Here is a 26,485-nt window from a genome sequence, read left to right as displayed (position 1 = left end):
TTTGTCAGGATATGCTCTGGTCTCACCGCATAACAAAACAGGTTTATGAGAAAAATTTTTCGTGCCACGAGCGTTTTGTCGCTCGCACTGACTGTTGTGGCGGCCTTTTCCGTCACAGATGCGTCTTTTGCTCTGGAAGCAAATGACGAGATTCCTGAATCCGAAATATTTGTTGATCCGGCGTTGCTGGAAGAAGATGAACCCGGCCAGGCCGTTATTTTCGGCGAACAGCAGGAAGTTGTTGCCGAAATCCCGCAGGATGTCGTGGAATCGGACAAGATTGCCAACGGCGAGGCGGAAGCTGACCGCTGGGCCACCGACGATTTTGTCAATGACGGGGCAACGACGCTGCGCCAGCTGGTCCGCCAGCAATCGGTCGCCGGCGCGCTCGATGAAGAAATGCACTGCCTTGCAGGCACCGTCTATTTTGAATCGAAAAGCGAATCGCTGAAAGGCCAGCTGGCGGTAGCCCGCGTTGTTCTGGCGCGTGTCGCTTCACCCCGTTTTCCCGACACGATCTGCGGCGTTGTATATCAGCGCAGCCAGTTTTCCTTCGTGCGCGGTGGCAAGATGCCCCGCATCAACAAGGGCCACCGGCAGTGGCGCAACGCCGTGGCGATTGCCAAGATTGCGATGAACGATGGCTGGGAAAGTTCGGTCGAAGGCGCGCTGTTCTTTCACGCACGCTATGTTTCGCCGGGCTGGCGTCTCAAGCGGCTGGCTACGATAGACAATCATATCTTCTATCAATAGGCGATCCGGAAATTGGCGAATAAATGAAGGCTCCCGAACGGGGGCCTTTATTTTGTTCTTTTTATGTTCTAGTCAGATGCGATGACATCGATCGATGATTCCTCCGGATTGCTGATGACCGCCGATGTGTTGAGCGGAGCACAGGCTGTTGCCCGCGGCGTCGCCCGGATGTTCATGCGACACGATATCATGGTGTTGCCCGAGGTCAGCTTGCGGAACCGGCGCCGGGCCGACCTGATGGGTATTGATGCCAAGGGCCAGATTGTCATCGTCGAGATCAAGGTCGCGCGCAGCGATTTGCTGGGCGACGCCAAATGGACCGAATATCTGGACTATTGTGACCGTTTCTACTGGGCGCTTCCGGTCGGATTCGACGCGTCCCCGGTCGAAGGACCCGATTTCATGCCCGAGCGTACCGGGCTGATCATCGCCGACGCCTATGATGCGGAAATGGTGCGGGCTGCTGCGACCAATGCTCTGGCACCGGCACGGCGCAAGACCGAGACGATGCGGCTGGCTCGCCGCGCCATGCAGCGGTCGGCGATTTCGGATGGCTGGATCAGTCCGGTGCGGGGACAGCACGAACCAGACGGCTATTGAGCGTCGACTAGCCTTCCGGTCCGAAGAAACGGCCTTGCGGTTCCGGTTTTTTGTCAGCGTCCGCTTTTTCAATCTCGGCCAAGATGGATGCGCCCCGGCGATCCTGCCTGGCATAGTCGCGGGCCGATTTTCCGGCGAGTGAATCGGTGTGGTCCGGGTCGGCGCCATTGGCGAGCAACAGGCGGACCAATTCGCTATCGCGAAGCTGGACGGCTCGGATGAGGGCCGTTTCCCCCTGTCTGTTCGTTGCATCCACCTTGGCCTTCTTGGCCAGAAGGGTCCTGACACCGTCGACGAAGCGCAACTGGGTCGCCAGCATGAGCGGCGTCACACCCTCCTTGTCGGCGAGATCGGGATTGGCGCCTTTTTGCAGCAGGAAACCGACCCAGATATTGTCGCGACGGGCCACAACGATATGCAGGGCCGTCTCTCCGGTCGAGCGGTCGCGCGTGTTGACGATCACCGACCCCGGCTGGCTGAGAAATTTGGTTGCTTCCTCGCCATCTCTCTCCTTGACCGCTTTCAGAAAATTATAGCTTTCCGAAAACTGGGCGGCAGCCGGAGCGGAGATCGACGCAAGGGCAACCGCCAGCAAGGCGAGCTGCAGGAATTTGACCAATGTACCGGACGAGTGAGTGACCGAAGATATATTCTTGAACATTTTTAGCCCCGTTTTTTGACCGGTGACCATTTGCACCGGTCCACTGCAATTGCTGTCTATCAATTATCTGTTGAAATTGATCCACTAGCAGACCATGTCTGGCCCCGTAATGAACAATATCAACAATGTCGTAAAAATGATCCTCGCCACAGGATTACTGACACTTCTGGCCGCCTGCAACCCTGCGTCCGACGGAGGTGCGCCGGCCGGTGCGGAGCCACCGCTTGCGGGCGCGAAGATCGGCGGGTCCTTCACGCTGACCAACCAGGACGGCGGCAAAACTTCGGACACTGACTTCAAGGGCCAGTATCGCATCATCTATTTTGGCTACAGCTATTGCCCCGACGTCTGCCCGGTCGATCTGGCCAATATCATGCTGGGATTGAAACAGGTGGAAAAGGACGATCCGGCTCTGGCCCGGAAGATCCAGCCGATTTTCATCTCCGTCGATCCCGGTCGCGATACGCCTGCCGTGCTGAAACAATATGTTTCCGCTTTCCATCCGCGGCTTGTCGGTCTTACCGGAAGCGTCGAGGAAATCGCCGCTGTCGCGAAAAAATATCTGATTCTCTACGATATCCGTAACGACGAAGGATCGAGCGAATATCTTGTCGACCATAGCCGCCAGGCCTATCTTTTCGGACCGGAGGGTGAGCCGCTGGCGCTGTTGCCCTTTGACGGCACGCCGCAGCAGGTCGCCGACGAAATTATCCGATGGGCGCGCTAGGCGCCGACCAGCCCTTCTGGGAAGCACCGCTTGAATCGCTGGATCGCGGTCAGTGGGAGGCCTTGTGCGACGGCTGTGGCAAATGCTGCCTGCTGAAGGCCGAGGACGAGGATGACGGTCAGATATATATGACCAATATTGCCTGCAAATTGCTCGATCTGCAGAGCGCCCAGTGCAGCGATTATCGCCACCGCAAGTTTCATGTCCCGGATTGCGTCCGGCTGACTCGCAACAAGCTGGAAGAATTTGACTGGCTGCCCGACAGTTGCGCCTATAAAATTCGGGCCCGGGGCCTGCCGCTGCCGGAATGGCATTATCTGGTCTCCGGCGACCGGGAATCGATCCATGCGGCGGGTCAGTCGATCCGCGGCAAGGTCATTCCCGAGAGCAAGGCCGGACCGCTCGAGCAGCATATTCTCGATGCGCCTCTTTAGCTCCTCCCGCTCCGAAGCGCTTGCTATCAGCCTGGACGGGGTCAGCTATCCTCTGCAGCTGCGCCGATCGAAGCAGGCCCGGTCGATCATCGTGTCAGCCGATACGGTCAAGGGCGTCGTTCGCCTGACCCTGCCGCCTTATGCGTCGGAAAATCAGGCGCTGCGCTTCGCCCAGTCAAAGTCCGACTGGCTCAATGCCCGCTTCGCCGAAGCCGTTCCTCCGGTTCCGGTGGAGGATGGCGGCCAGATCGCGTTTCTGGGGGAGCCCTATATCATCAGATGGTCCCCGGAATTCGCCCGCACGCCGGAGATTCTGGATGGAGAAATCCGGTTGGGTGGACCGACCGAACTTGTCGAGGCCCGCATCCTCCGCTGGCTCAGGGCCCGGGCGCGCACGATATTTGCCGATGATCTGCAATTCTACTGCAGCCGGGCCGGAACCGATTTGCCGCGGCTGGCCGTCGGCGATGCGCGGCGCCGCTGGGGCAGTTGCTCCAGTCGCAAGTCGATCCGGTTGAGCTGGCGGCTGGTCATGGCGCCGCCGCATGTCCGCCGGTCGGTGGTTGCGCATGAAGTGGCCCATCTCACCCATATGGATCACAGCAAGCGATTCTATGCCCTGCTCGACCGGATATTCGAATCGGACCGTCACGTGGCCGACCGCTGGCTCAAGGACCATGGTCGTGGCCTGCACATGGTGGGCGCCGAAAGACAGTCTCCGCCGGTCGACCGAACCTGATCCCTATTGCTGTTCCTGACGCGCGGCTTCGGGAAGCAGGGATTCGGGTGGATTCTGTGGTGGTTGCGGCTTCGGTTTCTTGACCGGTGCCGGTTCCGGCTTGCGGGGACCGGGATCCTCGCCGCGACCCAGCACCGAATCGATCCAGTCCTGGTCTAGCCGCGGACTGTCGGCGGCTTCCCCGCCTTCCAGATCATATTCGAATCCGCGACCCGTCTCGATCGGCATCCCGTTCTCGTCGACATAGATACCGTCTTCGGGCGCTCCGAACAGCTCGTCTTCATCCGGTTCCAGCTGCCATTCCGGCAAGACCAGTTCGGTATCGAATTTCTCGACCTTGCGATTGGCTACGGCCATTTTCATGAACTGCGCGAAGACGCTGGCCGGAGCCCGGCCACCCTGCAATCCGCCGACCGGTTTGGCATCATCACGGCCCATCCAGACGCCGGTGGTCAGCCCGCTGGAAAAGCCGAGGAACCAGCCATCCTTGTTGCTGCTGGTGGTACCGGTCTTGCCCGCAACCGGTCTGCCGATCTGTGCGGCCCGCCCGGTGCCGGTGGCGACGGCTGTCTGCATCAGGTCCGTGATCCCGGCTGCGACCCAGGGGTCGACCAGCACGCGGCTGCCGTCAAACTTGCTCTGGTACAGGATATCACCCTTCATCGTTTGCACCTTGGTGATACCGAACGGGGTTATCGCAATGCCCTTGGCGCTGATCGAGGCAAAGGCACGGGTCATGTCCAGCAATCGCACGTCGGACGTACCCAATACCATCGAGGGGTTGGTGTTGATCGGAGTGGTGATGCCGAACCGGCGCGCCATATTGGCGATGGAGGATGTCCCGATATCATTGCCGATCGCCGCCGCGACGGTATTCTTGGAAAAGGCAAAAGCGGTGCGGACATCAATGTCGCCGGCATAGCGGTCCCCGCTGTTGCGCGGCGTCCAGTTGCCGATCGTGATCGGCTCGTCGGTCACCGTGTCATTGGGCGTATAGCCCGCTTCCAGCGCCGCCATATAGACGAACACTTTCCAGGCCGAACCGGGCTGGCGAACGGCCTGGGTTGCGCGGTTGTAATTGGAGGTCACATAGTCGGTCCCACCGACCATCGCGCGCACCGCGCCATCGCGGTCGATTGCCACCAATGCGCCCTGGGCACCGGCCGGCACACCGGACTGGATGGCCGCGGTGGCGACGCGCTGCATATCAAGATCCAGCGTCGTCCAGACCTCGATAGGCTCCACGCTCTCGTCGATCAGCAGGTCCAGCTGCGGCAGCGCCCAGTCGGTGAAATAGCGCACACTGTTCTGCCGCGGTTCGGGCGCCAGCTTGACCGAAGCGGGATTGGTTTTCGCGGCTTCGGATGCGCTTATCGCACCGGCATCCTGCATCACTTCCAGCACTACCGTAGCGCGCCCAATGGCTGCCGTGGCGTCGGCGGTGGGGGAATAGCGGGACGGTGCCTTGACCAGACCGGCGATGATCGCGGCCTCGGCCAGGTTGAGTTCTCTGGCGCTGTGCGCGAAGAAGCGGCGCGATGCGGCGTCGATGCCATAGGCACCGCCACCATAATAGACCTTGTTCAGATAGAGTTCGAGAATCTGTTCCTTGGAGAATTTCCGCTCCATTGCCAGCGCGAGCAATATTTCACGGCCCTTCCGGCCAAAGGTGCGGTTGTTGTTCAGGAACACGTTGCGCGCGAGCTGCTGGGTGATGGTGGAGCCGCCCTGCGCCCAGTGGCCGCGCTGCATCCTTACCTGTAACGAGCGCGCGATGCCGATCGGATCAACGCCGGGATGGCTTTCGTAGCGGCGGTCCTCGACCGCGACCATGGCGGATTTCATGACTTCCGGAATGTCCGAATATTCCAGCCATTCACCGTAGCTCGGGCCCATCGAGAACAGCTCTTTGCCATTCACGTCCAGCACCCGGATCATCTGGCCGTTGGGAGAGGATTTGAGATCCTCGAAACCGGGGAGTGACGAACGGACAACCAGGACCGCAACCACCAGAGCAATGGCGGCCAGCAATCCGACGACCAGACCCGCTTTGGTCAGCCGCCACAGCCATTTGCGGACTGGACCCTGTTTGTTGCTGCGTTTTTTGGCCCGCGCCATATCGATCCACCCACTATATACTAAACCAGAGATTTTCTAGCGTTCTGGTGCCTTAGCGTAGGCTGAACAGGGAAGCACAGAAAAAAGTCAGTCGGCCTTGGGTTCGAAAGCCATGGCAGCGCTGTTCATGCAATAGCGCAGACCGGTTTCGGTTGGCCCGTCGGGAAAGACATGGCCCAGATGCCCGTCGCAGGTGGAGCAGCGTATCTCGATCCGGCGCATGTCGAGGCTGTTATCCTCGATTTCGGTGACCGCTTCGGAATCGGCGGGCGCGGAAAAGCTTGGCCAGCCGCAACCGCTGTCGAACTTGCTGTCCGATTCAAACAATTTGCTGCCGCAGCCGGCGCAGAAAAATTCACCATCGCGATATTCGGTGTTCAGCGCCCCCGTAAAGGGCCGTTCGGTGCCGGCTTCGCGCAACACGTGATATTGCTCCGGAGACAGCTTTTGCCGCCATTGCTCGTCGCTCAATATAGTTTTTTCCATTCCCGCTAGATGGGCATTCGAGGGCAGCCGGTCAAGGGATCTGACGAAGCCAGCCGATCCGCCTTTTTGTTGGTTAACCCGATGTTAGGCATATCTGGGCAGGATGTGTGATTATGACAATGGTGGTGAAATCCTTGCTGACTGGCGCAATGCTGATGGCTTCCCTGGCCTTCCCGCCGGCGAGCTTGCAGGCGCAATGCCGCCTGTGTGCGGCCAGCGGTCAGCCTGACAGCCTGTCCGGGGCGGTGGACGGGCGACCGGAGATTCCGTTGCAGATCGAGATTACCGCCAATCTGGATTTCTCGCGCATGGCCTTGCTCAGCAGCAGCGGCGGCGTGGTGAGCATTGATCCGATGTCGGGTGACCGGCAGATCCGCGGCAGCATTGCCAATCTTGGCGGCATGGCGCTGCACGGCGAAGGACGCCTGACCGGTGAACCGGGCCGGAGCGTGCGGATTTTCCTGCCGGAGCGGATTCAGCTGAGCGCACCCAATGGTTCGACGGCCGAACTGGAGCGGCTGGAAACCAATCTGCCGGCGCTGGCAAGGCTCGATCCGTCGGGACGGCTGACCTTTGCCTTTGGCGGGCAATTGCGTATTCGCGGTGACGCCAGCGGCCGGTTCCGCGGCCGGATCGCGATTACCGCCGACTATGAGTGAAGCCGCGCTTTTGTCCTAGCGACCGCTGGCCGCTTTTCGGGCGATCAGCAGCAGTTCTTCCTCCAGAAGTACCTGATCAGGCTGGCCGCTGCTTTTCATCGCGATCTCCAGCTGCAGGATCCGTTCGATCAACCGCGCGATATGGGCGGATGACCAGATGCGCAGTTGCCGCTTGAAATGTTTCTGTTCCTTGAAAAACACGCTGGGATGACCGGCGACAGCATCGACATTGCCACCCTTGTCGACCTTGCTGCGCAATTCCGCGAGCTTAGACAAATGCCGGAGCATTATCCGTATCAGGCCGATCTCGCTGATGCCCTGCGCCCGGGTTGCGGCGATTTCCTGCGCCAGCCGGGCCGCATCGCCATTGAGCGCGGCGTGGATCAGCAGATTGATATCCTCTTCGTCATTTTCAGCACCGAGCAGCAGCAATATATCGTCTTCCGGGGCCAGCGGATTTTCCGGCGTCGCATCAAGATAGAGCGCGATTTTTTCCACTTCCATGCGCGCCAGCACCAGATCATTGCTGGTCAGCGCGGCAATTTCCTGGGCCATTTCCCGGCTCAGTCGCAGCCCTTCGGTTTGCGCCATCGTCTGGATCGCCGCCGCTGCCTGCTGGGGCGTCGTTTCATAGCAGGTCGCGATCAATGCATCGGGCGCGGCGATGATGCTTTTTGCCAATGCGGTCTTGTCGCCCATGCCGGGCGCGATGACAAATACCGGGTCGCCAGCCGTTTCGCTGGCCAGAAGATAATCGATTGCCGCTGTTGCGCGGACCGCTTCGCCGCTGTTCAGCCGCAAGACGAGAAAACGCTTGTCGCCGAATAGCGATGCGGAATTGGCTTCGTCATTGAGCCGGGCCGGCCCGTCGGCAATATCGCCGATCGTCAGATCGACCCGCTCGGCGGCTTGCGCCAGCGGCTTGACCAGTTCCTCGACCAGCGCCTGGCAGCGGGTGACATTGGGACCGCACAGCAGGACCAGTCTGAATTGATCGGACCCGGCGTGAAAGCGCCTGACAATGTCCTCCGGCTTTGCCTTCATGGCTGCGGCGTCGCGCTGGCCTCTTTCCGGGCGAACAGGGACAGCCGGGTGACAATCTGGTTGGCCACGCGGGTCGCCAGATTTTCCAGTGCCGTGTCTTCCGCCGCGAGCGTGGCATATTCCGAAGAGACCACGTCGATACCCGCATCCGATCCGGCTGTGGCATCAAGGACCACTACGGAATCAGAGAGACGGACCAGCTGATAGCGGGCGCGCAACGTTCTGCGCTCGCGCGTGATCCGGTCATCGCTGCGCACGCCGAAACCGGCAATCTTGTCTTCCAGTGCGACCGTCAGCCGATATTTGGCCTGTTGTCCCTCAAAGGCGCCGAGCTGATCCTTCAGTGCATTGCGGGTCAGCCATCCGGCCTTGCCGGCGATCGGTTCAATCTCGACATTGCCCAGTTCCTGCGCGACGACGCCGTTCGTGCCACCAGCATAGAGCGGCCGCAGGTTGCAGCCGGCCAGCATCACTGACAATGCCACGACCAGGCCGATCCGGGCGATCATGGAACTCATATGACGATATTGACCAGTCGGTCGGGCACGACAATCACCTTCTTTATTTCCGCTCCGTCGAGGCTACGCTGCACCTTCTCGGAAGCGAGGGCAAGCTCTTCGAGCTGATCCTTGCTGCTGCCCTTGGCCACGGTGATCGTATCGCGCAATTTTCCGCGCACCTGAATCGCAATCGTCACTTCGTCATCGACCAGCAGGCTTTCGTCCACCTCCGGCCATGGTGCATTGGCGACCAGATCGCTCTCGCCAAACAAGGCCCATGCTTCCTCGGCAATATGCGGCACCATCGGCGCCACGATCCGGGCAAGCGACTTGATCGCAATGGTCCGGTCTGCGGAAGGCTGCGATTTTTCGATCAGATTGACCAGTTCGAATATCTTCGCGACCGCCTTGTTGAATGACAGCGCTTCGACATCGCCAGCCACACCGGCGACGGTCTGGTGGAGCTTGCGGCGAAGCGCCTTGTCTTCGCCTGTATCTTCACTGTCTGCGACAGCGATAAACAACCGCCACAGGCGCTGGACAAAGCGCCAGCTGCCTTCGATACCCGCTTCCGACCAAGGCAGGTCGCGCTCGGGCGGGCTGTCGGAGAGCATGAAGAAACGCACCGCATCGGCGCCATATTGTTCGATGATCGGATCGGGATCGACGACATTTTTCTTCGACTTCGACATTTTCTCGACCCGGCCGGTGGTGACCGGCGACCCGTCAGCGATCACCGCCCAGTCGCTACCGTTTTTCTCGACCTCGTCAGGCGACAGCCAGCTGCCGTCGCCATGTTTATAGGTTTCGTGGGTCACCATGCCCTGGGTGAACAGGCTCTCGAACGGCTCGGCAAAATCCAGCTTGCCGATGCTCGCCAGAGCGCGCGTCCAGAATCGGGCATAGAGCAGATGCAGGATCGCATGTTCGACGCCGCCGATATATTGTGTCACCGGCAGCCACTGCTTGACCACTTCGGGGTCAAAGGGCCGGTCGTCCGGCTGGCTGGCAAAGCGCAGGAAATACCAGCTGCTGTCGACAAAAGTGTCGAGCGTGTCGGTCTCGCGCCGCGCCGCCTTGCCGCATTTGGGACAGTCGACATGTTTCCATGTCGCGTGGCGTTCCAGCGGGTTGCCCGGAGTTTCAAAATCGATGTCTTCGGGCAATACGATCGGTAGCTGATCCTTGGGCACCGGCACCGGACCGCAAGCATCGCAATGAATGATCGGGATCGGCGTGCCCCAGTAGCGCTGGCGCGATACGCCCCAGTCGCGCAGCCGCCAGGTCGTCTGGGCCTTGCCCCAGCCTTCGGATTCCGCGCGATCGATAATCGCCTGCTGCGCTGCTTCGACGGTCATGCCGTCGAGAAAGGCGCTGTTCACGATTTTGCCGGGACCGGTATAGGCCTCGTCCCCGATATATTCGGCAGCGGTTTCATCGCCGTCCGAGACAACGCGCTTGACCGGCAGGTCATATTTGCGGGCAAAGTCGAGATCGCGCTGGTCATGCGCCGGCACGCCGAATACCGCGCCGGTGCCATAATCCATCAGCACGAAATTGGCGACATAGACGGGCAATTGCCAGTCGGGATCGAGCGGATGGGTGACGGTCAGGCCGGTATCGAAGCCCTTTTTCTCCATCGTCTCGAGCTCGGCAGCGGTGGTGCCGCCAGCCTTGCATTCTTCGGCGAAGGCCGCGAGCGCGTCATTCTGGCCAGCGAGTTTCTGCGTCAGCGGATGGTCGGCCGACAGCGCGACAAAACTCGCTCCGAAAATCGTGTCGGGCCGGGTCGAGAACACCTCCACGCTGTCGATATCGCCTTGCGCTTCGGCGAGCTGGAAATGGAATTGCAGGCCCTGTGACTTGCCGATCCAGTTTTCCTGCATCAGCCGCACTTTTTCCGGCCAGCCTTTGAGGTCGCCGAGTCCGGCCAGCAGATCCTCGGCAAAATCGGTGATCTTTAAAAACCACTGGCTGAGCTTGCGCTTTTCCACCGGTGCGCCGGACCGCCAGCCCTTGCCGTCGATCACCTGTTCGTTGGCGAGCACGGTCATGTCGACCGGGTCCCAGTTGACCGCCGATTCCTTGCGATAGACCAGACCGCCTTCGAACAGATCGATGAAAAGCGCCTGTTCCTGCCCATAATAATCCGGTTCGCAGGTCGCCAGCTCGCGGCTCCAGTCAAAGGCGAAGCCCAGAGTCTTCAGCTGGCTGCGCATCGAGGCGATATTGGCCCGGGTCCATTCGCCGGGATGGACTTTCTTTTCCATCGCGGCATTTTCCGCCGGCATTCCGAAGGCGTCCCAGCCCATCGGGTGGAGCACTTCATAGCCCTGCATCCGCCGGAACCGGGCAAGCACGTCGCCCATCGTATAGTTGCGGACATGGCCCATGTGGATGCGGCCCGAGGGATAGGGAAACATCTCGAGCACATAGCTGCGCGGCTTGCTGCTGGCGTCGTCCGCCTCGAAAGTGCCGGCACTCGCCCAGCGCTCTTGCCAGCGTTTGTCCGCCGCCAGTGGATTGAATCGCTGATCGGTCATTGCGGCCCCATGATGTGGCAGGAAGGTTTAGTTGGTGATCGCACCGCGCCGCAAATCGCGCGCCTTGGTGAGGATGATCTGTTCGAGCTTCTGCGTGGTCGCGGCCTTGACCGGGGCGTCCACCCAGGTGCCGTTCTGCGCGACCTGCCGCGACGCTGCAACGCGCAGGGCGTCGGCGCGCAGATCCTGGTCGAGGATCGAGACATTGATCTTCATCCGCTCGCCCGGGTTCTGCGGGTTTACATACCAGTCGGTCAGGATCACGCCGCCGTTGCTGTCGGTCTGGGTCAGCGGCATGAAGGCCAGGGCATCGAGCGATGCGCGCCACAAATAGCTGTTCACGCCGATTGTGGTAACCTGGGACGCTGCGAGATCGGCTTTCGGCCGCTCTTTTCCGCCACAGGCGGAGAGCAGGGACAATGTCAGCAGGCTAGCGGTTGCAGACCGCAGGAATAGGGATGATTTGAGGCGGGACATGAAGCGCTCCTGGTTGCATTTTGCGCCGGGACGAAATCCCTTTTGCAGGATTTGTTCCGGACATGATATCATTTCAGCGCTCTCTATAAATGCTTTGCCGCGAGGGGCAAGCATAAGCGCATGTTTCGCTCTTGTGGAGCGCGGACTGAACCCCAGTTGAATGGCCGCAAAATCATCTCCGGTTCATCTTTTTCCTGCTAGAAAATGAAACGATGTCCGGACAAAAGCGTAACCGAACTGCAACAGAAACAGGCTAGTTTGAGAAAATCGGACAAAAACAACATGTTGACTCGTGCAGATCAGCGGTTTTTGTTATATCGAAGGCCATATTAAGGGGAAGCATCTTCATCATGACGAAAAAGGTCAGTCATTTCGGTTGGTTAGCGACGGGACTCGCGATCTCTGGCCTTGCCATGACTCCTGCTCTGGCGAAAGTTCTTTCCGGTGATGACACGATGGTGTCGCTGAAAACCCTCGGATCGATCGGTTCCTTTACCGTTGCCGGTGCCGACCCTGACCTCGTCGCCAAATATAATCTGAATGCCTTGCGCGGCAATGCCAGTTTCAAATTCACGCCCTCCGGCGGGACCCGTGACGGCGAACGTTCGGTCACCGTCGTGGTTCGCCAGAAGGCGGACGCTGTTTCGATTCGCGAGAATATCCTCGCCGCAGCACCCGGATCGGGCGTGACAAGCGCGGCGAAAATTGCCCCCGTTTCCTATAGTCTCGGCGCTGCAAAAGGTCTGAAGAGCTTCGCGATTCCGGTCAAGAAGCTGAACGGCAATATGCCTGATCTTTCGGAAATCGGCGGGGAAAGACTGCTGGGCGAGGAGGATAAGGGCAAGAAGAGCCGTTTCAACCCGCGCATGTCGCTCGATGCCTCGGCTCCGATCAACGCCGCACCGCGGGCGCTGGACGCGAGCGAGAAAGATTATACGCTTGATGTCGGTGGCAGCTATTCGCTTACCCGCAATCTGCAGGTGACCGCCGGTGTCCGGATCAATAACGAGCGTGACCGGATGGCACCGCTGACCGACAGCCGTCAGGATAGCCAGGCCGTCTATGTCGGAACGCAGTTCCGCTTCTAGACATTCCTAAATTAGCGCAAAGCGTCGATCGCCGCCCAGCCGTGCGTCAGATGGTTCTTGCGCGTCCGGTAGCGATGCCGGTTCATCCCGCCCAGATAGATTACCGCGCCCTGGCACAAGGCGGCCAGCCGGCGCGCCTGCAAGGGATTGAGAGGCCGCTGGCCGGGATGCGAGCGGGTCGTGAAGACCGGCGACAGAAAATAGAGGTCAGCGCCGGCACGATTGGCCTGCTGGATCTCCCCCGCATCATGAACCGCGACGCTGTGCAGCAATCCGGCGGCTAGCCTCCGCCGCGGCGTCCGGCCATGCACGCCATCGGCTCCCCAGCGCCGGGCCTGTTCCACCGGCCCCGCGAGCAGCAGCCTATGCCCGTACCGCCGGGCGAGACGTCGGATGGTCTCAAACCGCGCCCGCCGCGCGTCTGCCGGCAAATGATAGTGCCGAAAGACAATCCCGCTGCCGCGCGGCAGCTTGCGCACGGATTGTTCTAGCTGCGCGTCGTTTCGCTCGTCGGTGAACAGCCACAGGCGCGGCGGGAGCCAATCCGTCCGGTCCGGCAAGAAGGGGCAGGGCTGGTCTCGCAACATAAGCAGGCCTATAGACGCAAGCTTGGCGAAAGAGAATGATTGAGAGAGATTCACCCTTGGCAAATCCAGCACTCGAGGACATCCGTGGCAAAATCGCGAAAGCCGCCGGAATAGCGGACCGCAAGCCGTTCGATATCGCCCTGATCGCGGTATCGAAAACCCGCAGCAGTGACGAGATCCGGCCGCTGCTGGAATCGGGCCATCGCCTGTTCGGGGAAAACCGGGTGCAGGAAGCGATGGACAAATGGCCGGCGCTGAAAGCGGAATATCCCGATATCGAACTGCATATGATCGGCCAGCTGCAATCCAACAAGGCGGCCGAAGCCGTCGCCCTGTTCGACTATATCCATTCGCTCGACCGGCCGTCTCTGGTCAAGGCGCTGGCGAAGGAAATGGAACGGCAGGACCGCCAGATTCCCTGTTTTCTGCAGGTCAATATCGGCGAAGAATCGCAAAAGGGCGGCTGTGAAATCAAGGCGGTTCCGGATCTGCTCGCCCAGGCCCGGTCTGCCGGAATAGAGATATTGGGTCTGATGGCCGTCCCGCCGGACAATGCCAACCCGGTCCCCTATTTCGCCCTGTTGGCCAAACTGGCGCGCGAAGCCGGGCTCGCGGGACTGAGCATGGGCATGTCGGGCGACTTTGAAAAGGCGGTCAAGCTCGGTTCCACCCATATCCGTGTCGGCACTGCCCTGTTCGGGCCGCGGGACGCGCCGGCCGGATAATCAGCTCTCGCTGTTTTTATCGCCGTTCTTCTCGCTGTCTTTCGCTGCGCGGTCCGCCTTGCGCTCTTCCGGCGTATCGGCCGCGACATAGCTGATCACGACATCGCCATCCTCGATCACCGGTCGGGCATCGGTGGCGAAGAATAGAAGCCGCCGGTCCGGCTTGAAGACGGCCAGCGGCTCCTCGCCTTTTTCCAGATTCCTGCGATAGTCATCTGCGGTAAATTTTTCGGTGATATTGGTCTTGCTGAACCGCCAGCCCGCCAGGTCCCGATCGAGCAACGTGCCGAAATCTGCGCCGGATTCGAACAAGAGACGGCCATGGCCGACCCGGCTCTTGCTCTGGCTGTCATTGGCCAGGCGACTGATCTGCTCATAGCCCATCTCGGGGCCCAGATCGGCGGTGATCAGCTGGTTCTGGCTGTCATTGTCGGTCGCGGCAATGAGATGCTGATATTCGCCCATATCGATATTGTCATTATGGGCCTCGTCGAGCACATCGCCATGGTGGATCTCCAGACCCTCGCTGCGGGCACGGCGCAAGGCAAATTTGCTGTCGTCGGTGACGAGGACATGGATATCGAGAGATTTGAGCATTTTTCCGAGGGCGATCGACCAGCGATTGGCACCGGCAATCAGGACGCCCTCGCCCTTGCCTTCCGAAATGCCCAATCGTTCGGCAACCCAGGAGGCGGAGAAGCCATGCGCAAAAATCGTTGCGATGACGACGGCAAAACTGAGCGGTACAAGCGCTTCCGCCCCCGGCATGCCATAGTCCACCAGACGGATCGCAAACAGGCCGGTGATCGCGACAGCGACAATACCGCGCGGTGCGATCCAGGCGATAAACAGGCGTTCACGCCAGGGCACCGAGCTGAACAGCAGGGCCACCAGCACCGAAACGGGGCGTACGAAAAACAGGAGCAATATCAGGAAGATGACAAATTGCGGCCGGAATTGCTGCACGGTTTCCCAGTCCAGCGTGGCGGAAAGAATGATGAAGACACCGGAAATCAGCAGCACCGCCAGATCTTCCTTGAACCGGTAGAGCGCCTGGCTGGAATAGATCTGCCGGTTGCCCATCACGATACCCATGACCGTGACCGTGATCAGGCCGGTTTCATGCTTGATCAGATCGGCGATGACAAAGCCGGCGATCACGGTGACCAGCAGGAACGGCGCTTTCAGATATTCCGGCACCAGTCCCCTGGGAAATAGCCAGGTGAGCGCGAAACCAAGCCCCGCGCCGATCAGGCCGGCAATGAAGCTGGCCGCCAGCACATCCATGCTGATGACGGCGATATTGGCGTCGGCACCTTCATAGGTGATATAGGCATAGATGCCGACCGCGAGCAAAGCGCCGATCGGGTCGTTCACTATGCCTTCCCATTTCAGGATATTGCGAACCCGGGAGGGCACCCGCAAGGTCCGCAGCATCGGGCCGATCACGGTAGGACCGGTGACTATCATGATGCCACCGAGCAAAGCGGAAATTTCCCAGGACAGGCCGGCACCATAATGTGCGGCTCCGGTGCCCAGCACCCAAGCTATCGGACCGGCGACAAGCACCATTGCGGTCACTGCGCCTCCCGCCTGGCGCAATTCGCGGAAGTTCAGGCTGAGACCGCCCTCAAACAGGATGACGGCAACCGCCAGCTTGATGATCGGTTCCTGCAGCGCGCCGAAATCGCGTTCGGGGTCGATAATGCCGAGCACCGGCCCGGCAATGATGCCGACAATCAGCATCAGCGCGATGGCTGGACGGCCGGTCCGCCAGGCGATCCACTGCGCGCCGATACCGAGCAGGCCGATCAGCGCAATCTTGACCATCAGTGAATCTATTATTTCCATGATCTATCCTTGGCGGGTTTTTCGCCTTTATGCAAAAAACTTTCCGGGACCTGGGGATCAGGCGTTGCCGAAATGGCCGATCGCTTGATCAATAACGCCATAGACGGAATCCAGTTCCTCGCGGCCGATACAATAAGGAGGCATGATGTAGACCGTATTGCCCAGGGGCCGAAGTAAAATGTTGCGATCCCGGAAATAGCCGAGCAGTTGCGGTCCGAGGCTGGACATATAATCGCCTGCGCCATCGTCGATCTCGAACGCCAATATGGTGCCGCACTGGCGCAGGCCGCTGACGTTGGATTTTTGCGCAAGCCGCCCTGCAAAGGCGCGATGCGAGGCGATGATACCGTCGATCCGTTCCTGCACCGGCTCGTCGCGCCAGATCGCGAGATTGGCATTGGCCGCCGCGCAGGCAATCGGATTGGCGGTGAAGCTGCTCGAGTGGAAAAACATCTGCGCCCGGTCTTCGGAATAATGCGCCTGATAAATAGCATCACTGGCAGCGGTCACGGCGAGCGGGATAACCCCGCCGGTCAGGCCCTTGGCCATGCACAGGATATCCGGCTCGACGCCCGCCTGTTCGCAGGCAAAGACGGTGCCCGTGCGGCCCCAGCCGGTCATCACTTCGTCGGCAATGAACAGCACATCATGCTCGCGGCAGATCGCTGCCATCTGTGCCAATATTTCGGCGCTATAGACCTTCATGCCGCCCGCGCCGAGGATCAGCGGCTCGACGATCAGCGCCGCCGGCGGGGTTTCGCTGTCTTTGCAAAAGGCTTCGAGCTGGTCGAGCGTGTGCTGTTCTGCTCCGGTCTCCGGGAAGGCTATCGTTCCGACATCGAACAGCAGCGGCGCATAGGCCTGATTGAACACGCCGCGCGCGCCGACCGACATCGCGCCGATCGTATCGCCATGATAGCTATGCTCCATCACCAGGATTTTCTGCCGCGCTTCGCCACGATTGTGCCAGTAACCGAGCGCCATTTTGAGCGCGACCTCGACCGCTGTTGAACCGCTGTCGGAAAAGAAGATATGCTCGAGGGAATCAGGCAAAAAATCCGACAGCCCTTCGGCCAGTTCCCGCGCCGGACCATGTGTCCATCCGGCAAAGATCATCTGGTCCAGCCGGGCGCTCTGCTCCTGAATCGCGCTGACGATGGTCGGATGGCAATGGCCGTGGGTCTGCACCCACCAGCTCGATATCGCGTCGATGATCCGGGTGCCGTCGCTCTTGTAGAGGCAGGCGCCTTCCGCCCGCGCGATTTCCGGAATCGGTTCGCCCAGCCCGTGCTGGGTGAAGGGATGCCAGATATTGATGCTCATGATCGGAAGTCCGCGAGATTGAAATGGGCGGCGAAAGCGTTGCGCAACGCATCCGGCGTGAGATTGTCGAGTATCGGCAAACGCCCGAGGTGCCGCACGGCACCGATCCGGCAGATGGTCTGCTCGCTGTCGACAATTTCATCGCCGATGAAGGCGATGCCGTGAATCGGCACATCGCGGGCGCGCAGGGCTTCGACGGTCAACAGGCTGTGGTTGATGGTGCCGAGGCTGGTCGATGCGACGATGATCACCGGCTGGCCCCAATGGGCAAAGAGATCGGCGAACAGCAAGTCCGGATTGACCGGCACCAGCGCTCCGCCGGCCCCCTCGATGATCAGCGGACCTTCGACCGGCGGGATATCCAGATCGCCCAGCGCAACGGTTATGCCTTCTTGCGCCGCCGAAAAATGCGGGGAAGCCGGGATTTTCAGTCGGTAGCGTTCGGGCAATATCCGGGCGGGATCAACGCCGCCGATCCGCGCCACGGTTTCGCTGTCGGTGCCGTTTGCGAGGCCCGCCTGCACCGGTTTCCAGTAGCTGGCACCCAGAGCCGCGGTCAGTGCGGCGGAAAAGACGCTTTTGCCGATATCGGTATCGGTGCCGGTGATGACGAACCTGCCGCTCATGCCGCTTTCGCCATTGCCAGCGCCTCGTGCAAGGCGGCTGCGAGATTCCGGATATCCTCCGGCGTCACATTCAGCGTTAGCGAGATGCGCAGGCGCGCGCTGCCGGCCGGTACGGTCGGCGGGCGAATGGCCCGGACATCATAGCCCTGTTCCTGCAGCATCGCCGCTACGCTCACCGCCACCCGGTCCTCGCCGAGAATGACGGGAAAAATCTGGCTGTCTTGATCGTCACCGAGCGACAGACCGTCAAAGCAGCTCCGGGCCAGCGCGCTATGCTCCGCCAGACCGGTCTGCAGCGCGGGATTGGCCGCGACATGGGCGATCGCCTGCTGCGCCAGATGCGCGGTTAGCGGGCTGGGCGCGGTGGAGAAGATGAAGGGGCGGGCGCGATTGATGAAAAATTCGCGCAGGATTTTCGGCATGGTCAATATCCCGCCTTCGCCGCCCAGCGCCTTGCCGCAGGTGCGTAGCAGGATTGCATTTTCCTGCCTGCCAATATCACCGGCCAGACCGGTGCCGCCCTCGCCGAAAACGCCCACCGCATGGGCCTCGTCGATCACCAGCATCGCGTCATGGGCATCGGCGATCTGTGCGAGATCACTGAGCGGTGCCCGGTCGCCGTCCATGCTGTACAGGCTTTCCACCGCGATCCACACGGTGCCGGTGCCGCCGGATTCGCGCCATGTCCGAATCTCTTGCTCGACTGCATCGCAATCATTGTGCGGGAAAGCCCGGAACGCGGCGCGGCCCAGTTTCATCCCGTCATGGACGCTGGCATGGACCAGCGCGTCATAGAGCACCAGATCGCCGGTCTGCGGCAGGGTCGCGAACAGGGCGGTGTTGGCGGCAAAGCCCGATCCGAAGAACAGGCTCGCCTCCGCGCCATAATGGCTGGCGGCAAAGGCTTCGAGCGCTTCATGCTCGGGATGATTGCCGCCGAGCAACCGTGATCCGCCCGATCCATGCGGCATGCCACCGGCAATCGCTGCCTGCGCGACCTCTTTCAGATAGGGGCTCCGGGAAAGGCCGAGATAATCATTGGAGGAAAAATCCTTGCCGGCCGGAATCAGAAGCCGCCGCTTGCGACCCGCCGTGTCGAGTGCGTCCAACTGGTCGCGATAGGGTTTGAATCGATCCATCACCGCGCCGTTAGCAGTCAGCGACCCGTGGTGGCCAGAGGCAATGCAAGCTGGCTGTCATCGACCGCTTCTATGGCCCTGTCGCGGAAGGGCAGCGGGAAGCAGAGGGGCTTTTCCTTCAGGCCGATGATCGCTTCGGCCGGTCCGCCGACGCAGGCCTCGATCACCGGATCCTGCGCCGCCATGCCGCCGGTCAGCGCCCCGAAAGCGGGCATGATCAGATGCTGGCGCCCCCTGACAAAACAGCGCCGCGACAGATGGCGGCCGCGTGTGGCGATCCGGATTTTCGGGTGATAATGACCGGATATTTCAGGCAGCCGGCTTTCCGCTGTGGCCTCGTGCCGCAGCGCCAGCCCCTCGCCGGTCCATTCGTCGACCACTGTGCCACCCCATAGCCCGGCAACATCGCGGTCATGATTTCCGGTGATCCAGATCCAGTCGAGTGCGGCGGTCATCGCCGAGAGCTGCCGCGCCGCCTCCGGTTCCAGCCGGGCTTCGCCCTCCCCGTCATGATAATTGTCACCGAGGCAGAAGACCCGCGTCGCACCGGTCTCGCTCACCAGACCGGCCAGCTCGGCCAGCGTCGCCTGACTGTCATAGGGCGGCAGCATCTGCCCCTGCCGCGCAAAGAAACTCGCCTTCTCCAGATGCAGATCAGCCACCAGCAGCGCATTTTTTGCGGGCCAGTACAGCGCGGCCGGAGCGACGATAGAGAAGCGGTGCTGGGCGAACAGAAGGGGAACCATGGAGCCGCTATGCGATGAACATGGGCGCTATGCAAGCCACCGGGTTGGAATTTCTGGCTCGACCGCACTATATGCGCCCTCATGACCGAATCTCAAACGCCCGTAAAAGTCGCCGCACTCTATCATTTTGCCGTGGTGGATGATCCCGCTGCCCTGCGCCTGCAAGTGCTCGCCCTGTGCGAGGACCATGGCCTCAAGGGCACGATATTGCTGGCCCAGGAAGGCATCAACGGCACCATTGCCGGCGCGCCCGACGCGATTGACGCAGTGATCGAAGGCCTGCGCCAGCTGCCCCGTTTCACCGATCTCGAGGTCAAATATTCCGAGGCCAGTGCGATGCCCTTCCTGCGGATGAAGGTCCGGCTCAAGAAGGAGATCGTCTCGATGGGCGTCGAGGGCGTCGACGCCGCGACCGAGAAAGGCGCCTATGTCGATCCCGCCGACTGGAACGACCTGATCGCCGACCCCGACACCATCGTGATCGATACGCGCAACGCCTATGAAGTGGCGATCGGCAGCTTTGACGGGGCGATCAACCCGAACACGGAAAGCTTCCGCGACTTCCCGGCCTGGTTCGACGAATTCTCGGAAAAATTGCGGCAGGATTCGGAGACAGCGCCGAAGATCGCGATGTTCTGCACCGGTGGCATCCGCTGCGAAAAGGCGACGGCCTATGTCAAGGCGCAAGGCTTTGACGATGTCCAGCATCTCAAGGGCGGCATTTTGAAATATCTCGAAAATGTGCCCGAAACCGAAAGCATGTGGCAGGGCGACTGTTTCCTGTTCGACCAGCGCGTCGCCGTCGGTCACGGGCTGCGCGAAGCCGATTATGGCCAGTGCTACGCCTGCCGGATGCCGCTGAACGCTGCCGACCGCGCTTCGCCCGACTATATTCCCGGTGAGGCCTGCCCGCATTGCATCGACCAGCGGACCGACGAGCAGCGCGCCCGTTATCGCGAGCGCCAGCGCCAGGTCGAGAAAGCCGCGGCCGAGGGTCGCCAGCATCTCGGCACCGAATGACCGACCTGCCCGTCCTCTACAGTTTTCGGCGCTGCCCCTATGCGATGCGCGCAAGAATGGCGCTGCTGATCAGCGAAACGCCGGTCCGCCTGCGCGAGGTCGTGCTGCGCGCCAAGCCGGAAGAGATGATCATCGCCTCGCCCAAGGCGACGGTGCCGGTGCTGGTGCTGCCCGACGGACAGGTCATCGACGAAAGCCTGGCGATCATGCGCTGGGCCTTGGAACGCAACGATCCTCAAGGCTGGTTGCAGGGCAGCGCTGCCGAATCCGAATTGATCGCGGAAGCCGACGGCCCGTTCAAACAGGCACTCGACCGCTATAAATATCCCACGCGCTATGACAATGTCGACCCGCTCGAGCATCGCGCGGCCGGACTGGCCTTTCTGGAAAAGCTCGACGGTTTGATCCAGACTTCGGGACAGCTGCTCGGCGCGAAGCCGACTTTGGCCGACCACGCAATCTTCCCGTTCGTCCGTCAGTTCGCCAATAATGACCGCGGCTGGTTCGACGCGCTGCCCCTGCCCGCCCTGCAGAAATGGCTCGGCGACCATCTCGCGTCGGCGTTATTCACCACGACGATGCAGAAATATTCGCAGTGGAAAAGGGGGAATGAGGAACCGGTTTTTGCTTTGGAAGTGGCGGCGTAACGCGGCCTGCGGGACTCGCACGAAGCCACGAAAACGCAAAGCGCCCCGCTCTGCAGCGGGATTGCGTGCTATCTTATAATCTTCGTGGCTTAGTGTCTTCGTGCGAGTCCAATTCGTGCCTGTCGCGGAAGCGGTGTAGACGACAAGCGATCGGCGTGGGTGTCGGAAAGCACCCCGATCAAATCCCGACCCGAAGCTTCAGCCCTACCCGCGTATCCGGCGCAGCATCCGACAGGCCGACGGCGCCATCAACGCCGATCCGGACCGAGCGGCTCAGATTGGTCCCGAAGCCCATATTGAGGCTCTGGCTGTCGCCGATGCTGGTCGAAGCGGATTGTTCGTAGGAATAGGAAGCCGTCAGCGCGCTGCTCTTGCCGAGCAGCAGATGGCTGCCCGCGGTTCCTGATATCGTGTTGCGGGTATCAAAATTGTCCGGCTCGCCGATGATCGTATAGCCGGCGCCGACGAACGGTACGACCGCGCCGATTTTCTTGGAAAGCTGGCCATTTATGCCATAATCGACCTTGCCGGTCCCCAGCCCTTTCTCGCGCGATGCGGTGGGCAGTTTGACGGACGCGCCGATGCTGGCATTCACGCCGGAAACGGGCAGCTGATAGGCGGCGTTGAGCGACAGGTCACCGATGCCCTCGCGCTTCACCTGACCTGTCTGCGATCCGGTCGAGCCCAGCAAAGGCGTGCCGAACAGCCCGCCCTGGTTGACGATAACCTCCTGCGGGGCGGTGGAGGAGATATAGGGTAGCGAAGCGGACGCGCTGAACCGGCCTTTGGTCATTGCGACGCCTGTGGTGGCGAATGTGGTCTTGTAATCCAGCCCTTCACCGACATCGCCTTCGATATGATCAACGCCAGCGAGCAGGTGGAAACGGGTTTCGTCCGCGACGGTTTTATCCTGTTGGACGCTGGCGTCCTGCAGATCTTTACTCTGCGCCAGAGCAGGGCTGGCAGCGGCGAGAAAAATCGGCAGAGTGAGAAAAATACGCATATCGGGTTCGCTCCTTGAAGAAAAAGCAACGCACCTGCGCGGCGGATGCTTGTCTGTATGGGGAGGGAACGAACTGCGGCGGCGATTTAATCCATTTTAATTTTGGAGACCCGTTTGGGCAGCCTAGCCGATCTGCGATCATCGGAAACTTGTGTCTGCCAAGCGGCCGTGCGATATTGGGGCGAAGAAGTACGCTTCGGTTGTGTCGCTTTTTGTTTCGACTGCCGATGGTCCTCCTTGATCGATCCTCGTGGGAATCGGTAAATGTTAGCTTTACTTAGGGTTGGTGCTTGTACGTCCTATTTTTTAATTCTCCGGTATATTTCTAGAGACGTCACAATTCTTTGATCTTCATCACTATTCGTTGGCGAGTGAAAGCCCACAACCACGCCAATTTTCCGGGACTCGCTAAAATATGGTTGCAGAACCAGGAGCGACGGAAAATGACCCCGTTCTGGTAGAATTGGTTCTTGCGGAAAAAATCGTAACTCGCGGAGGCTTAAATCGATATCATCGAAAAAGATTTTCGAGTTCTTCTCCCAGACTAATTTCGCCTTCCTGTTATTTGAAATAGGGCGATCATTTTGACGAAAGCCACTTGCTTCTAGTCTTCCCCTGTAGCCATTGCTGCATAATCCATCCAAATTTATGGGATAAGTTCTCCGGGAACGATCAGCACAATGAAAAACATGACGATTGAGTGTGGCGGGGTTGGGATGTGGCGCGCCGTCTCGATAGGCATCATCAAGAAAAGCTCTCAACGAGCTATTGGATCTATCCACGCACTCACTGAGTAACTGAACTACCCTGTCTAGCGCCTCGTGGAGAGCGTATTTTGTCTCTAATGATGACGTGCCATCGGATGTTAATTTATGGCTCTGAAAGTCTTCAGGTTGCACCGCCGCATAGGCTTTGTCGCACAATGCTCGCTGGGCGTGGCTACTTAAGATAGGTCCTTTGCGACTGGTCAATTGCTGGTCGTTGGATAGAGAAGCGCAGCCCATTGTGATTGTGATTATAAGCAAAATAGCGATTGCGACTCTCATCTTGACTCCAACCGCTCCAACCTTGTCTTCGCTTCCGCCAGCCCGCTCCGCTTCGGTCCCGTATTCACCGGAATCGTCCGTCCGCTGGTGCCATTGCCGACGGGTGGCGAATAGACCCAGATCGTCCCGCCGCTATCGCTCGCTGCCGATCCGTATAGTTTTCGCGCCTTGTCGATATCCCGCTCGACGCCGCGCCCCTCTTCAAAGCGGATGCCGAGTTCCAGCTGGGCCTGCTTGCTTCCCCCTTGCGCTTCGCTGGCCAGCGCGGTGAGCGGCATATCGGCATAGCTGCGCTCGAAGACCAGGGCGGGGCGGCGCAATTCCAGCAGGGCAAGTCGCAGGGCAATCGCACGACAGACCGCTGGCTGGCCCGCATCCGCTTCGCCAATGCCCTCGCCAACCGGTGCATCAGCCGCCTCGTCCGCTGGCTTGCTTGAAATGCATCCCGCCGCCTGCGCCTGATTATACAGCATATTCTGTGCCCGGAAAAAGCCAGCCTGTTCCGGGGAAAGCGTAAACGCAGGAGCAGGCTGGCTGATATCAATGCCCATATAGCTGGTCGGCGCCGCACAGCCGGCCTGCACCGCCGTCAGAAGCACGGCGGCCATGGCAAGGGTCAAACGCCGCATGCGCTGCCAGCCACCACTATTTTCAAAACCTGACCGCACGCAACTCCTTCGTCCCGCAGAGCGGAGAATGATCCTGATTGAGGACTCGCGCTGTCCACTTCCGTGAGTCCGCGACTTGTGAGGCCCAGTCTAGCCGGATGGTTCCGGATTTCAAGGCAGGCGGACAGGACGTACGGGTCAGGTCCGCCGGTTCCGGCCCATCACCCGGCGCGCGGGTCCGCGCTGCATATTGTCAGAAATGGATCCGCTGGTTCAGCGGCTCGTCGACAAATTGCCGGGTGTTCTTGGGCGTCAGGAAGTGGATTTTCCGTCTCGGAAAGTCGATCGCGACCTGGTCGAATTTCCGCAGCACGTCCATCCCCATCAGCAAGGTCGGCTTGTCGGCCAGGCCAAAGCGTTCGAACGGTGGCGAATCGGCGAAGGCGACGGACAAGCGCGGGAACCGGGCGCGGCCGATCCGGAAATCACGGACCATGCCGAATTCCACGCCCAAGGTCTCGCCGGTGACCGCGATCAGCAGATCGGCATCGTCCAGTTCCTTGGCGCGTCGCTGCAATCGTTGCCGCAAGGCCAGATTGCCGATCGACATTTGCGCTCCGGTATCGACGATGACATTGACCTCGATCCCGGCAATCGTGGCATCGGTGAAGATCAGCTGGCCGGAACGCCGTTTCGCGGTCACGATGATTTCCCGGGATTTCAGCCGGCCACGGGTCTCGTCCGCATCTTCGATAACGATCCGATTGGTGAGAAAATCGAACAGAATGCGCTGGTCCTGCAAGCCGTCCAGACCCAAAATGCCATCGGCGCCGATATGGTGGGCGGCCAGAACCGGCGAAATCAGACCATCATAATTTTTGCGTCCCATGGTCAGCCGCGGCACATAGACCATATCGACCATGGTCGTTCCGGCAATGCTCATCAGTTCGGCCGGCTTCTCCCCTTCCAGGGCCAGGCTGTCGGCAATTTTACGGGAGATCACGCTCCGTTCGGCACCGGTGTCGATGACGAACGAAAAAGGGCCCTTCCCCTCGATACTGACCGGAACGGTCATCCGCTTGGCGCGATCCTGGTCGATATCGACGATCTCGCCTTCGGGACTGGTCAGGCTGCCGGGCTTCACCGACTGGCCGAGGGGAAGGGGATAGGCCATCGTCAGCGCGTAGGCCAGTAAAGCGGGTGTCATGCTGGTAAAAAGGGCTGACATCGTCTCTCCTATCTGTCTGAGCCGGACGGCGAAAACTTAGTCCCTGCTGCCCGGCTTGCCGAAGCTATACCACAAATCATCCTCCTGCTTCCACAAAGAAGTATCTCAGGCATCTTCGGGCAGCAGAAAGTAGATTTTCCGGTTGGCGAAATCGATCGCCACCCGGTCGAATTTGCGCAACGCGTCCATGCCGAGAAACAGCGCCGGTTTCTTGTCCAGTTTCAGCGCCTTGAACGGCGCTATGTCGACAAAGGCGATCGGGATGAGCCCGAAGCGGGCGCGTCCGATCAGCAGCTCTTCGGCAATACCATAATCGGCTTCGATCGAGCGGCCGGTAACATCGACAAGTTCGGTTTTGACCAGTTGCGAAGTATGGATGCGCAACCGCCGCTGCAACGCCCGGTTGCCGATCGACAGTTCGCCGCCGGTGTCGATGATCACGCTGGTCCGGACTCCGGCGACCGTCGCATTGGTGAAGATCAGCTGGCCCGAGCGCCGTCTTGCCGTCACCACAATCTCGCGGCGGGAACGGCTTTTCAGCTTCTTGTCGGTGTCCTCGACCGTGATATTCTTGCCGACAAAATCGAACAATATCCGCTGTCCCTGCAGGCTGTCGAGGCCAAGGACACCGTCCGCGCCGATATTGGCTGCCCGGAAAGTCGGGGAAATCAGGCTGTCATAGCTGCGCTTGCCGAGCGTCAGGCTGGGCACATAGACGGTCTGCACCGTCGTCGTGCCGGCAAGTGCGATGATATTGACAACATCCTCGATATCGAGCGCCAGCGCGCCGGCAACTTCCCGTGATAATATCGTGCGCTGCGAGGCCGTGTCGATGATGAACTGATAGGGGCCGCCATCGGCAATGCTGACCGCCACCGTCATCCGGTCAAGCCGGTCCCGGGCAATGGCAATCTGTTCGGCATCGGGCTGCAGAAAGGCATCGGGCAGGGCATCGGCGACATAGGCTTTGGTCTCCGGCTCGACCGGAATCGCTGGCGCAACCTGTCCTGCGAACAGGGAGGCACAAAGGGGAAACAGCATTGTCGAACAAGCCATTTCGCCACTCTACGCCAAAAAGCGTTTTCCGCCAAATCCCGGAGGACCGCG

28 protein-coding genes are annotated in these 26,485 nt (G+C 60.3%); 10 read left to right on the top strand and 18 right to left on the bottom strand.

What is annotated here, in order from left to right:
* Positions 1-45: 45 nt before the first annotated feature.
* The gene (locus CHN51_RS05200) at positions 46-753 is read left to right on the top strand and encodes a cell wall hydrolase (protein ID WP_100093071.1); all 708 of its coding nucleotides are present in this window, start codon (positions 46-48) and stop codon (positions 751-753) included.
* 81 nt (positions 754-834) lie between these two features.
* Positions 835-1,353: an MmcB family DNA repair protein gene (locus tag CHN51_RS05195; protein ID WP_100093070.1), complete on the top strand. Its 519-nt coding sequence runs from the start codon at positions 835-837 to the stop codon at positions 1,351-1,353.
* 7 nt (positions 1,354-1,360) lie between these two features.
* Here CHN51_RS05195 and CHN51_RS05190 read toward each other — a convergent pair whose 3' ends face one another.
* Positions 1,361-2,014, bottom strand: coding sequence for an ankyrin repeat domain-containing protein (locus tag CHN51_RS05190; protein ID WP_240616868.1), 654 nt, complete (start codon positions 2,012-2,014; stop codon positions 1,361-1,363).
* A 109-nt stretch (positions 2,015-2,123) separates the two neighbouring features.
* Between CHN51_RS05190 and CHN51_RS05185 the strand changes: the two genes are divergently transcribed.
* From CHN51_RS05185 to CHN51_RS05175, 3 genes are read left to right on the top strand one after another with little or no spacing between them, the layout of a single operon-like run.
* Positions 2,124-2,741 (top strand): SCO family protein, encoded by a 618-nt coding sequence (locus tag CHN51_RS05185; RefSeq protein WP_240616867.1) that lies wholly within the window; start codon positions 2,124-2,126, stop codon positions 2,739-2,741.
* Complete coding sequence (locus tag CHN51_RS05180; protein WP_100093067.1) at positions 2,729-3,175, top strand: YcgN family cysteine cluster protein; 447 nt, start codon at positions 2,729-2,731, stop codon at positions 3,173-3,175. The genes CHN51_RS05185 and CHN51_RS05180 overlap by 13 nt, the downstream gene beginning before the upstream one ends.
* Positions 3,162-3,914, top strand: a complete 753-nt coding sequence (locus tag CHN51_RS05175; RefSeq protein ID WP_164088988.1) for a SprT family zinc-dependent metalloprotease — start codon at positions 3,162-3,164, stop codon at positions 3,912-3,914. The genes CHN51_RS05180 and CHN51_RS05175 overlap by 14 nt, the downstream gene beginning before the upstream one ends.
* A gap of 3 nt (positions 3,915-3,917) precedes the next feature.
* Here the strand turns inward: CHN51_RS05175 and CHN51_RS05170 are convergent, their stop codons facing one another.
* Entirely contained in the window at positions 3,918-6,032 is a 2,115-nt protein-coding gene (locus CHN51_RS05170; protein ID WP_100093065.1) for a PBP1A family penicillin-binding protein, read from the bottom strand.
* 87 nt (positions 6,033-6,119) lie between these two features.
* Positions 6,120-6,518 carry a peptide-methionine (R)-S-oxide reductase MsrB gene (msrB, locus tag CHN51_RS05165; protein ID WP_100093064.1) on the bottom strand — a complete coding sequence of 133 codons (399 nt, stop codon included), beginning with the start codon at positions 6,516-6,518 and terminating at the stop codon, positions 6,120-6,122.
* Between the two features lie 113 nt (positions 6,519-6,631).
* On the opposite strand from msrB, the gene CHN51_RS05160 reads away from it, so the two are divergent.
* Positions 6,632-7,177, top strand: coding sequence for a DUF4402 domain-containing protein (locus CHN51_RS05160; RefSeq protein WP_100093063.1), 546 nt, complete (start codon positions 6,632-6,634; stop codon positions 7,175-7,177).
* A gap of 15 nt (positions 7,178-7,192) precedes the next feature.
* On the opposite strand, the gene holA is transcribed toward CHN51_RS05160, so the two are convergent.
* The 4 genes from holA to CHN51_RS05140 are packed head-to-tail and all read right to left on the bottom strand — an operon-like array spanning position 7,193 to position 11,741.
* Positions 7,193-8,221 (bottom strand): DNA polymerase III subunit delta, encoded by a 1,029-nt coding sequence (gene holA / locus CHN51_RS05155; RefSeq protein WP_100093062.1) that lies wholly within the window; start codon positions 8,219-8,221, stop codon positions 7,193-7,195.
* The gene (lptE, locus tag CHN51_RS05150) at positions 8,218-8,739 is read right to left on the bottom strand and encodes an LPS assembly lipoprotein LptE (RefSeq protein WP_100093061.1); all 522 of its coding nucleotides are present in this window, start codon (positions 8,737-8,739) and stop codon (positions 8,218-8,220) included. Before lptE ends, holA begins: the two co-directional genes overlap by 4 nt.
* Positions 8,736-11,264 (bottom strand): leucine--tRNA ligase, encoded by a 2,529-nt coding sequence (gene leuS, locus CHN51_RS05145; protein ID WP_100093060.1) that lies wholly within the window; start codon positions 11,262-11,264, stop codon positions 8,736-8,738. Before leuS ends, lptE begins: the two co-directional genes overlap by 4 nt.
* 27 nt (positions 11,265-11,291) lie before the next feature.
* Positions 11,292-11,741, bottom strand: a complete 450-nt coding sequence (locus tag CHN51_RS05140; protein ID WP_100095437.1) for a DUF3576 domain-containing protein — start codon at positions 11,739-11,741, stop codon at positions 11,292-11,294.
* Between the two features lie 350 nt (positions 11,742-12,091).
* Between CHN51_RS05140 and CHN51_RS05135 the strand changes: the two genes are divergently transcribed.
* Positions 12,092-12,829 carry a hypothetical protein gene (locus CHN51_RS05135; protein WP_123906244.1) on the top strand — a complete coding sequence of 246 codons (738 nt, stop codon included), beginning with the start codon at positions 12,092-12,094 and terminating at the stop codon, positions 12,827-12,829.
* An 11-nt stretch (positions 12,830-12,840) separates the two neighbouring features.
* On the opposite strand, the gene CHN51_RS05130 is transcribed toward CHN51_RS05135, so the two are convergent.
* On the bottom strand, positions 12,841-13,416 hold the full coding sequence (locus CHN51_RS05130) for a thiamine phosphate synthase (RefSeq protein ID WP_100093058.1): 576 nt from the start codon (positions 13,414-13,416) through the stop codon (positions 12,841-12,843).
* Positions 13,417-13,451: 35 nt separating this feature from the next.
* Between CHN51_RS05130 and CHN51_RS05125 the strand changes: the two genes are divergently transcribed.
* The gene (locus CHN51_RS05125; RefSeq protein ID WP_100093057.1) at positions 13,452-14,141 is read left to right on the top strand and encodes a YggS family pyridoxal phosphate-dependent enzyme; all 690 of its coding nucleotides are present in this window, start codon (positions 13,452-13,454) and stop codon (positions 14,139-14,141) included.
* Here CHN51_RS05125 and CHN51_RS05120 read toward each other — a convergent pair whose 3' ends face one another.
* Genes CHN51_RS05120 through pdeM form a run of 5 tightly spaced genes read right to left on the bottom strand, consistent with a single transcriptional unit; the run spans position 14,142 to position 19,826 of the window.
* Positions 14,142-15,992, bottom strand: coding sequence for a sodium:proton antiporter (locus CHN51_RS05120; protein ID WP_206169984.1), 1,851 nt, complete (start codon positions 15,990-15,992; stop codon positions 14,142-14,144).
* Between the two features lie 57 nt (positions 15,993-16,049).
* Positions 16,050-17,315: an adenosylmethionine--8-amino-7-oxononanoate transaminase gene (locus tag CHN51_RS05115; protein ID WP_100093056.1), complete on the bottom strand. Its 1,266-nt coding sequence runs from the start codon at positions 17,313-17,315 to the stop codon at positions 16,050-16,052.
* Positions 17,312-17,941: a dethiobiotin synthase gene (gene bioD / locus CHN51_RS05110; protein WP_100093055.1), complete on the bottom strand. Its 630-nt coding sequence runs from the start codon at positions 17,939-17,941 to the stop codon at positions 17,312-17,314. The genes CHN51_RS05115 and bioD overlap by 4 nt, the downstream gene beginning before the upstream one ends.
* The gene (locus CHN51_RS05105) at positions 17,938-19,080 is read right to left on the bottom strand and encodes an 8-amino-7-oxononanoate synthase (RefSeq protein WP_100093054.1); all 1,143 of its coding nucleotides are present in this window, start codon (positions 19,078-19,080) and stop codon (positions 17,938-17,940) included. Before CHN51_RS05105 ends, bioD begins: the two co-directional genes overlap by 4 nt.
* Before the next feature lie 17 nt (positions 19,081-19,097).
* Positions 19,098-19,826 carry a ligase-associated DNA damage response endonuclease PdeM gene (gene pdeM / locus CHN51_RS05100; RefSeq protein WP_100093053.1) on the bottom strand — a complete coding sequence of 243 codons (729 nt, stop codon included), beginning with the start codon at positions 19,824-19,826 and terminating at the stop codon, positions 19,098-19,100.
* Positions 19,827-19,907: 81 nt separating this feature from the next.
* On the opposite strand from pdeM, the gene CHN51_RS05095 reads away from it, so the two are divergent.
* Together CHN51_RS05095 and CHN51_RS05090 are read left to right on the top strand one after the other, a co-directional pair.
* Positions 19,908-20,846 carry a rhodanese-related sulfurtransferase gene (locus CHN51_RS05095; RefSeq protein WP_100093052.1) on the top strand — a complete coding sequence of 313 codons (939 nt, stop codon included), beginning with the start codon at positions 19,908-19,910 and terminating at the stop codon, positions 20,844-20,846.
* Positions 20,843-21,493 carry a glutathione S-transferase gene (locus CHN51_RS05090; protein WP_100093051.1) on the top strand — a complete coding sequence of 217 codons (651 nt, stop codon included), beginning with the start codon at positions 20,843-20,845 and terminating at the stop codon, positions 21,491-21,493. The genes CHN51_RS05095 and CHN51_RS05090 overlap by 4 nt, the downstream gene beginning before the upstream one ends.
* Before the next feature lie 178 nt (positions 21,494-21,671).
* Here the strand turns inward: CHN51_RS05090 and CHN51_RS05085 are convergent, their stop codons facing one another.
* The 5 genes from CHN51_RS05085 to CHN51_RS05070 form a co-directional block, all read right to left on the bottom strand.
* On the bottom strand, positions 21,672-22,496 hold the full coding sequence (locus CHN51_RS05085; protein ID WP_100093050.1) for a hypothetical protein: 825 nt from the start codon (positions 22,494-22,496) through the stop codon (positions 21,672-21,674).
* Positions 22,497-22,795: 299 nt separating this feature from the next.
* Positions 22,796-23,542 carry a hypothetical protein gene (locus CHN51_RS19475; protein WP_123906243.1) on the bottom strand — a complete coding sequence of 249 codons (747 nt, stop codon included), beginning with the start codon at positions 23,540-23,542 and terminating at the stop codon, positions 22,796-22,798.
* Positions 23,539-24,210, bottom strand: coding sequence for an SEL1-like repeat protein (locus CHN51_RS05080; protein ID WP_123906242.1), 672 nt, complete (start codon positions 24,208-24,210; stop codon positions 23,539-23,541). Before CHN51_RS05080 ends, CHN51_RS19475 begins: the two co-directional genes overlap by 4 nt.
* A 193-nt stretch (positions 24,211-24,403) precedes the next feature.
* Positions 24,404-25,378, bottom strand: coding sequence for a retroviral-like aspartic protease family protein (locus CHN51_RS05075; RefSeq protein ID WP_100093048.1), 975 nt, complete (start codon positions 25,376-25,378; stop codon positions 24,404-24,406).
* A 105-nt stretch (positions 25,379-25,483) separates the two neighbouring features.
* Entirely contained in the window at positions 25,484-26,434 is a 951-nt protein-coding gene (locus tag CHN51_RS05070; protein ID WP_100093047.1) for a retroviral-like aspartic protease family protein, read from the bottom strand.
* Between the last annotated feature and the right edge of the window lie 51 nt (positions 26,435-26,485).

It is taken from the genome of Sphingorhabdus sp. YGSMI21, from assembly GCF_002776575.1.
Lineage (GTDB): Bacteria > Pseudomonadota > Alphaproteobacteria > Sphingomonadales > Sphingomonadaceae > Parasphingorhabdus.
This window is presented reverse-complemented; position numbering and strand designations above follow the sequence as displayed.